The following is a 7,029-nucleotide window of genomic DNA, read 5'->3' as shown; positions in this document are numbered from 1 at the left end:
GCTGACGAGCGGCTTGCCCTTGCCTGGCACGCCGAGGAACGCAAGGTGGGCGTCGAAGCGGTCGGTGGCGCTCGCCGCACCGGGCGCGGCCAGGAAATCGCCCGGTCGAACCTCGTCGGTGGACACGGCGTTCAGGTTGAGGGCGACGCGGTGCCCGGCGTCGGCGCGATCGACGGGCTCGCCGTGCACCTGCACGCTGCGCACGCGCGTGCGCAGGCCGGAGGGCAGCACCTCCACCTCGTCGCCCATCCGGGCCGACCCGCTCCACAGGGTGCCCGTGACCACGGTCCCGGCGCCTTTGATGCTGAACACGCGGTCGACGGGCAGGCGCAGGCGCGAGCCCGCCTTCGCGCGCCGCGTGGTGCGCGCCGCGCGTGTCAGAGCCTCTTGCAGCTCGGGAAGCCCGGCGCCCGTGCGGCTGGACACGGGGACGATATCGGCATCCGCGAAAGGCGTGCCGGCCAGGCGGCCCCGCACCTCATCGGCCATGAACAGCGCCCATTCCTCGTCCACGAGGTCGGTTTTCGTGAGCGCCGCCACACAGGTGCGTATGCCCAGAAGCTCCAGCACGGCCAGGTGCTCCTCGGTCTGCGGCATGATGCCGTCGTCGGCGGCGATGCAAAGAAGCGCCAGGTCGATGCCCGTCGATCCCGCGATCATCTGGCGCACGAAGCGCTCGTGGCCCGGCACGTCCACCACGCCGAGCACGGTGCCGTCGGGAAGCGCCAGGCGCGCGAAGCCCAGCTCGATGGTGATGCCGCGCTGCTTCTCCTCTGCCAGACGGTCGGGGTCGGTTCCGGTCAAGGCCAGCACGAGCGACGACTTGCCGTGGTCGATATGGCCGGCCGTGCCCAGCACGAGGTCGGTCTGCGTGCGCCCGCTCATGCGCGGCTCCCCTCGGCTCCGGCGTCGAGCGCGTCGAAGTAGGCGCGCACGGCCTCGGCGACCTCGGCTAGCTCGTCCTCGGCCACGGTGCGCGCGTCCAGCAGCACGGCGTCGTGCTTGATGCGCCCGATCACGGGCACGTCGCGCCGCGCAATGAGGAACGTCTCGCACCCCTGCGCGTCCCCGCGCGAAAACTCGATGCGCACCGCATGCGAGTCGATGTCGCACAACGGCAGCGCGCCGCCGCCGGCCCGCGCGGTATCCGGTACCACGTCGATGCGCGCCGCCCCTGCGGGAAGCGCTTCCTCCAAGGTGCGCGCCAGCCGCTCGGCGCGCCCGCGCACGGCTTCGGCCGGCTCGGACAGCATGCGCAGCGCAGGGATGCGCTCGAGCGCGATCGCGGGGTCGAGGTAGAGGCGCAGCGTGGCCTCCAGCGCGGCCAGCGTCATCTTGTCGAGGCGCATCGCGCGGGCGTAAGGGTTCTTCTTCAGCCGGTCGATGAACCGTTTCGCTCCCACGATGATGCCCGCCTGCGGGCCGCCCAGCAGCTTGTCGCCCGAGAACGACACGAGGTCGCAGCCCGCCTGCAGCGACTCGGCCACGGTGGGCTCGGCGTACGCGCCGAACGCATCGAGGTTCAGGAAGGCGCCCGATCCCTGGTCCTCGTACACCAGAAGCTCGCCCGCGCCCGGCTCGCCGGATGCCGTGCGCCGTGCGTTCTCGGCATCGGCCAGCGGGCGCAGGTCGCGCGCCGACACGCTCTCGGCGAAGCCCACCACGCGGTAGTTCGAAGGATGCACCTTCAACAGCATCGAGGTGTCGGCGCCGATGGCGCGCTCGTAGTCGACGGCATGCGTCTTGTTCGTGGTGCCCACCTCCACCATGCGCGCCTGCGACAGCTCCATGATGTCGGGCACGCGGAACGATCCGCCGATCTCCACCAGCTCGCCGCGCGACACCACGGCTTCGTGCCCGCGCGCGAACTCGTGGAGCACCATCATGACCGCCGCCGCGTTGTTGTTCACGGCCAGCGCCGCCTCGGCGCCGGTGAGCGTGCAGATGAGGCGCTCCACATGGTCGTGGCGGCTGCCGCGCGCCATGGCATCGGTGTCGTACTCCAGCGTGGAGTAGCCGCGCGCCACGTCGCTCACGGCGCTCACGGCCTCGTCGGCAAGCGGGCTGCGCCCGAGGTTCGTGTGCACGACGATGCCCGTGGCGTTGATCACGCGGCGCAGCGACGGGCGCGCCCGGGCGAACGCCCGGGCGCGCGTCGATTCGGCGAGCGCCGGAACGTCGACCCGTTCGCATGCTCCTGCAAGCACGGCTCGACGCGTCTCGTCGACGGCCTCGCGCACGCAATCGGCCAGCACGCTGCGGGGGAGGAGCGACAGAAGCGCGCTCACCTCGGGCAGCTGGAGCATCTCCTCCACCTGCGGGAGCGCGCGGAGCAGATCGGTGCGTGACGGATTCGCCATGGAAACGCCTTTCTCGAACACGGGTGCGGGGATGCGCGGCCGACGCGGCCGCTCGCCAAAGTATACCAGTGTTGCGCGCGCCGATGCACCGACGGCCGGGTATCGATTCGGCGATGCGACGAGCAGGACGACGAGATGGGGAAATTGTCGAGGAAAACGCTTTTGTTTCTCCCTGCGCCCGCGAGTTGCGGTACCATACCGTGCGGCTTCGCAGGGGACGCGCGAAGAAGCCGCGACCAGGCAAGGAAGGAACCAGATGCGATCATGATGCAGGACGAGATCCAAACGCTCAGGCCGGATGCGCTGTCGCCGGCTGAAATCGCGGAGAAGGCCGAGAAGGTCGGCGAGGCCAAGGCGGCCATGCCGAAGGCGAAGTGCTTCGCGTCCGCGATGCTGGCCGGGGCGTTCATCGCGTTCGGGGCGCTGTACTTCTGCGTGTTCCTGGGCGACCCCTCCATGCCGTTCGCGGTGCAGCGCGCGGTGGGCGGACTCTGCTTCTGCCTCGGGCTGGTGCTCGTGCTGTGCTGCGGCGCGGAGCTGTTCACCGGCAACGTGCTTCTGGTGTGCGCGAAAGCGTCGGGCCGTATCGGCTGGAGGTCCCTGTTCGGCAACTGGCTGCTCGTGTGGCTCGGCAACCTCGCCGGCGCGCTCGTCGCGCTCGCGCTCGTCCACTTTGCGAACGTCGCCGCCATGAACGGAGGCGCGGTGGGCGAGGCCTTCGTCAGCGTGGCCGCGGGCAAGGTGGCGCCCGATTGGACGACGCTGTTCTTCAAGGGCGTCATGTGCAACATCCTCGTGTGCCTGGCCGTGTGGATCGGGTTCTCGGCGCGCACCGTCGCCGACAAGGTGCTCGGCATCCTGCTGCCCATCTCTGCGTTCGTTGCGTGCGGGTTCGAGCACTGCGTGGCGAACATGTTCTTCCTCCCCATGGGGCTGTTGCTCAACTCGATGGGGGTGGGTGCGCCCGACGCGGTGACGCTGGCCGGCATCGCGACGAACCTGTCGGCCGCCACGCTGGGCAACGTCGCCGGCGGCGTCGCCGTCGGCATGGCGTACTGGTTCGTGTACCGGAAGAAGGACGTCGATCGGTAGGGGCTTTTCCGCCGGCCTTTCGCCGATAAGCTGCCCTGCGATTGCGGCGGGCGGCTGCGATACGGTATCATTACCTCGTCGCCTCGCATTGGCACGATTCTGCGCGGGTGCCATTTCTGCATGCAAGGCGACGCTTCATCATCGCGCACCTCATCGCGTCCCGCATGCGCATGCGCGCATCCGGCGACGCTGCACCGTCATTTCTGCAACGACAACCGAATAACATCGCAACTTTGCTATCGACTGGTATCGAAGGGGGCCTTCATGGCTGACTATCAGGCAATGTGGAAAGACTTGGGCATGGATCTGGAGACGCACGACCAGCTGTGCGCCGTGCTGCCGATGGCGTTCGGCGACACGTACCTCACGCAGGAGAACCGCCCTGAGAACATGGCGTTCTACGACTTCGTGGTGTCGGAGATCCACGGCGTGCGCCCCGCGGAGCTCATCGAGCTGCAAAAGCAGGGCGGCAAGGTGTTCGGCACGTTCTGCGTGTTCGTGCCCGACGAGGTGGTCGTCGCCTGCGGCGGCGCCGTCACGGGGCTGTGCGGCGGCTCGCAGTTCTGGGTGCCCGAAGGCGAGAAGGTGCTGCCCAGCGGCATCTGCCCGCTGATCAAGGCGTCGCTCGGCGCGCACTTCGGCAAGACGTGTCCGTACTTCAGCGTGGCCGACATGTATGTGGGCGAGACCACGTGCGACGGCAAGAAGAAGGCCTACGAGATCCTGGGGGCCGACAAGAAGACCTACGTCATGGACGTGCCGCAGATGAAGCGCGAGAAGGACATCGCGGCGTGGAAAGACGAGATCGCGCTGTTCGCCAAGGAGGTGGAGGCCGAGACGGGCAACGAACTGACGGCCGAGAACCTTGCCCGTGCCATTCGCACCATCAACGAGAAGCGTCGCGCGCTGGCCCGCGTGTTCGAGGCGCGCAAGGCAGACCCGGTGCCCATCAGCGGCAAGGACGCCCTGCTCATGATGCAGATCGCGTTCTTCGACGACCCGGTGCGCTGCGCCGAGACGGCGAACAAGCTGGCCGACGAGCTGGAAGCGCGCATCGAGCGCGGCGAGGGCGTGGTGCCCGCCGGCACGAAGCGCATCCTGATCACGGGCACGCCGCTGGCCATCCCGAACTGGAAGCTGCACCATATCGTCGAGACGAGCGGCGCCGTGGTGGTGTGCGAGGAGATGTGCACGGGCACGCGCTACTTCGAGAACGAGGTGGACGAGGGCGAGGGCACGCTCGACGGCATGTTCCAGGCGTTGGCGCAGCGCTATATGAAGAACAACTGCGCGTGCTTCACGCCGAACCCGGGTCGCGTCGCGGACGTGGTGCGCATGGCGAAGGAGTACAAGGTCGACGGCGTGATCGACGCGAACCTCAAGTTCTGCACGCTCTACGACGTGGAAAAGGCGCCGCTGGCGGACGCGCTTGCCGAGGAGGGCATCCCGTGCCTGGGCCTCGAGACCGACTACGCCGACAACGACGCCGAGCAGCTGCGCACGCGCATCGGCGCGTTCATCGAGATGCTGGACGCGTAAGGCCATGCAACAAGACGCTGCCGATACCGTGAACAAGGACGCACGTCCCGAGGATTGCTATATCCTGTTCTCGAGCCATACCGACGGCTGGCGTCTGTACGAGCTGGCGCGCGACGCGGGGGCCAAGGCGAGGATCTCGCCCACGCCCCGCGCCGCGCGCGCTTCCTGCGGGGTGTCGTTGCTCGCGTCGTGCGACGACGTGGAGCTGCTGGAGCGCCTTGCGCAGGAGGAGGGCGTCCCGATCGAGGGCGTAGCCCGGCTGCCGCGCCAGCTGAACGCGCGGCGGGACACGTTTTGCTGAGCGGATGCCCTGCAGGGATTGTCATCCTGAGCGGAACGCCGCAGGCGCGGAGTCGAAGGATCCCGTGCGGCGCCAGCAGGGAGCGCCACGGTTATCGCCGCACGTGATCCAACGAACCCGCTCCGCTCGCTCGGGATGACGACCGGGGCGCTGCATTCGGGACGACAGGTGATAACGATGAGAAAGAAGGAAGACGATGGAGCAGATCGACGCACGGGGTCAGGCGTGCCCGCTTCCCGTGGTGCGCGCCAAGAAGGCGCTCTCGGCCATGGGGGAGGGCGTGCTCGAAGTGCTCGTTGACAACGAGACCGCGGTGCACAACCTGGAGGCGTTGGCGAAGACGCTCAAGGTGGGAGCCGTCGGCGAGGAGCGCGGCGAAGGCGTGTTCGCAGTGACCTTCGCGAAGGGCGCGGCGTCAGACGGCGAAGCGGGAAGCGCCGCGAGCTGCCCGGCGGTCGAGCAATCGCCTGCGGGCGGCCGGGTGGCGGTGATCCCGTCCGAGTTCATGGGCTCGGGGGACGACGAGCTGGGAGCCGTGCTGATGAAGGGCTTCGTGTTCGCCCTGACGCAGCTCGACGAGCTGCCCGAGACGGTGCTCATGTACAACGGCGGCGTGAAGCTCGCCTGCACGGGATCCTCGTCGCTCGACGACCTGCGCGCGCTCGCCGAGGCCGGCGTTGAGATCATGAGCTGCGGCACGTGCCTGAACCATTACGGCCTGGCCGAGCGGCTGGAAGTGGGCGAGGCCACGAACATGTACGTGATCGTGGAGAAGCAGGCGAACGCGCGCGGCATCATCCGTCCGTAGGGTCGGGCGCGCGAGACTTAAGGACCGTGGAGCTATGATCTACTTCGACAACGCGGCGACAACCGCCGTCAAGCCGCCCGAGGTGGCCGAGGCGGTGGCGCGCGCCGTCAACAGCTTCGGCGGCGCAGGGCGCGGCGTGCACGAGGCGTCGCTCGATGCGGGCTACGCCGTGTTCCGGGCACGCCAGCAGCTCGCGCGTCTGCTGGGCGCCGGCGACCCGTCGCGCGTGGCCTTCGCGAGCAACGCCACCGAGGCGCTGAACACCGCCATCGTCGGGCTCGCGCGGCCGGGAGACAAGCTGGTGACCACGGCCGCCTCGCACAACTCGGTGCTGCGCCCGCTGTACCGCCTGGCTGACGAGCGCGGCTGCGAGGTGGTCGTGGTTCCCCACGATGCGCGCGGCGCGCTGGACTACGACGCGCTGGAGGCGGCGCTTCCGGGGGCGCGGCTGGCGGCGGTCACCCACGCCTCCAACCTCACGGGCGACGTGTACGACATCGCCCGCATCGCGCGCCTGTGCCGCGAGCACGGCGCGCTGCTGGTGGCGGACGCGGCCCAGACGGCGGGCGTCGTGCCCATCGACATGGGGCGCGATGGGCTGGACGTCGTGGCGTTCACCGGGCACAAGAGCCTGTACGGCCCCCAGGGCACGGGCGGCCTCGCCGTGGCGGAAGGCGTGGAGATCGAGCCGCTGAAGGTGGGCGGCTCAGGGACGCAAAGCTACGACCGGCGCCATCCCGCGCGCATGCCCGAGCGCCTGGAGGCAGGCACGCTGAACGCCCACGGCATCGCCGGCTTGAGCGCGGGGCTCGCCTATATCGAGGAGCGCGGCGTGGAGGAGCTGGGCGCGCAGGTGCGCGCGCTGGACCGAGCGCTTCGAGCGCGGCGTGCGCGGCATCGACGGCGTGCGCGTGCTGGGCGGAGGCGGG

Annotated in this window: 7 protein-coding genes; 5 read left to right on the top strand and 2 right to left on the bottom strand. The window is 69.3% G+C overall.

All coding sequences use genetic code 11. The annotated features are described in order from the left end of the window. Together selB and selA are read right to left on the bottom strand one after the other, a co-directional pair. Window positions 1–885 (bottom strand): selenocysteine-specific translation elongation factor (gene selB / locus HMPREF1023_RS14060; protein ID WP_009307106.1); only part of this gene is annotated, 885 nt, incomplete at its 3' end. Then, on the bottom strand, window positions 882–2,360 hold the full coding sequence (selA, locus tag HMPREF1023_RS14055) for an L-seryl-tRNA(Sec) selenium transferase (RefSeq protein ID WP_009307105.1): 1,479 nt from the start codon (window positions 2,358–2,360) through the stop codon (window positions 882–884). The genes selB and selA, both read right to left, overlap by 4 nt. 264 nt (window positions 2,361–2,624) lie before the next feature. Between selA and HMPREF1023_RS14050 the strand changes: the two genes are divergently transcribed. From HMPREF1023_RS14050 to HMPREF1023_RS14030, 5 genes are all read left to right on the top strand, one after another. Then, on the top strand, window positions 2,625–3,452 hold the full coding sequence (locus tag HMPREF1023_RS14050; protein WP_009307104.1) for a formate/nitrite transporter family protein: 828 nt from the start codon (window positions 2,625–2,627) through the stop codon (window positions 3,450–3,452). Window positions 3,453–3,716: 264 nt separating this feature from the next. After that, on the top strand, window positions 3,717–4,991 hold the full coding sequence (locus HMPREF1023_RS14045; RefSeq protein ID WP_009307103.1) for a double-cubane-cluster-containing anaerobic reductase: 1,275 nt from the start codon (window positions 3,717–3,719) through the stop codon (window positions 4,989–4,991). Between the two features lie 4 nt (window positions 4,992–4,995). Further along, a complete protein-coding gene (locus HMPREF1023_RS14040; protein WP_009307102.1) occupies window positions 4,996–5,292 on the top strand; it encodes a DUF3343 domain-containing protein in 297 nt (98 codons plus the stop codon). A 196-nt stretch (window positions 5,293–5,488) separates the two neighbouring features. Next, a complete protein-coding gene (gene yedF / locus HMPREF1023_RS14035) occupies window positions 5,489–6,100 on the top strand; it encodes a sulfurtransferase-like selenium metabolism protein YedF (RefSeq protein WP_009307101.1) in 612 nt (203 codons plus the stop codon). A 34-nt stretch (window positions 6,101–6,134) separates the two neighbouring features. Further along, the coding region (locus HMPREF1023_RS14030; RefSeq protein WP_009307100.1) for an aminotransferase class V-fold PLP-dependent enzyme at window positions 6,135–7,029 on the top strand (895 nt) is incomplete at its 3' end.

This window comes from Eggerthella sp. 1_3_56FAA, assembly GCF_000185625.1.
Taxonomy (GTDB): Bacteria; Actinomycetota; Coriobacteriia; order Coriobacteriales; family Eggerthellaceae; genus Eggerthella; species Eggerthella lenta.
The sequence above is the reverse complement of the archived record's forward strand: the minus strand, read 5'-3'. Positions and strand labels throughout refer to the sequence as shown.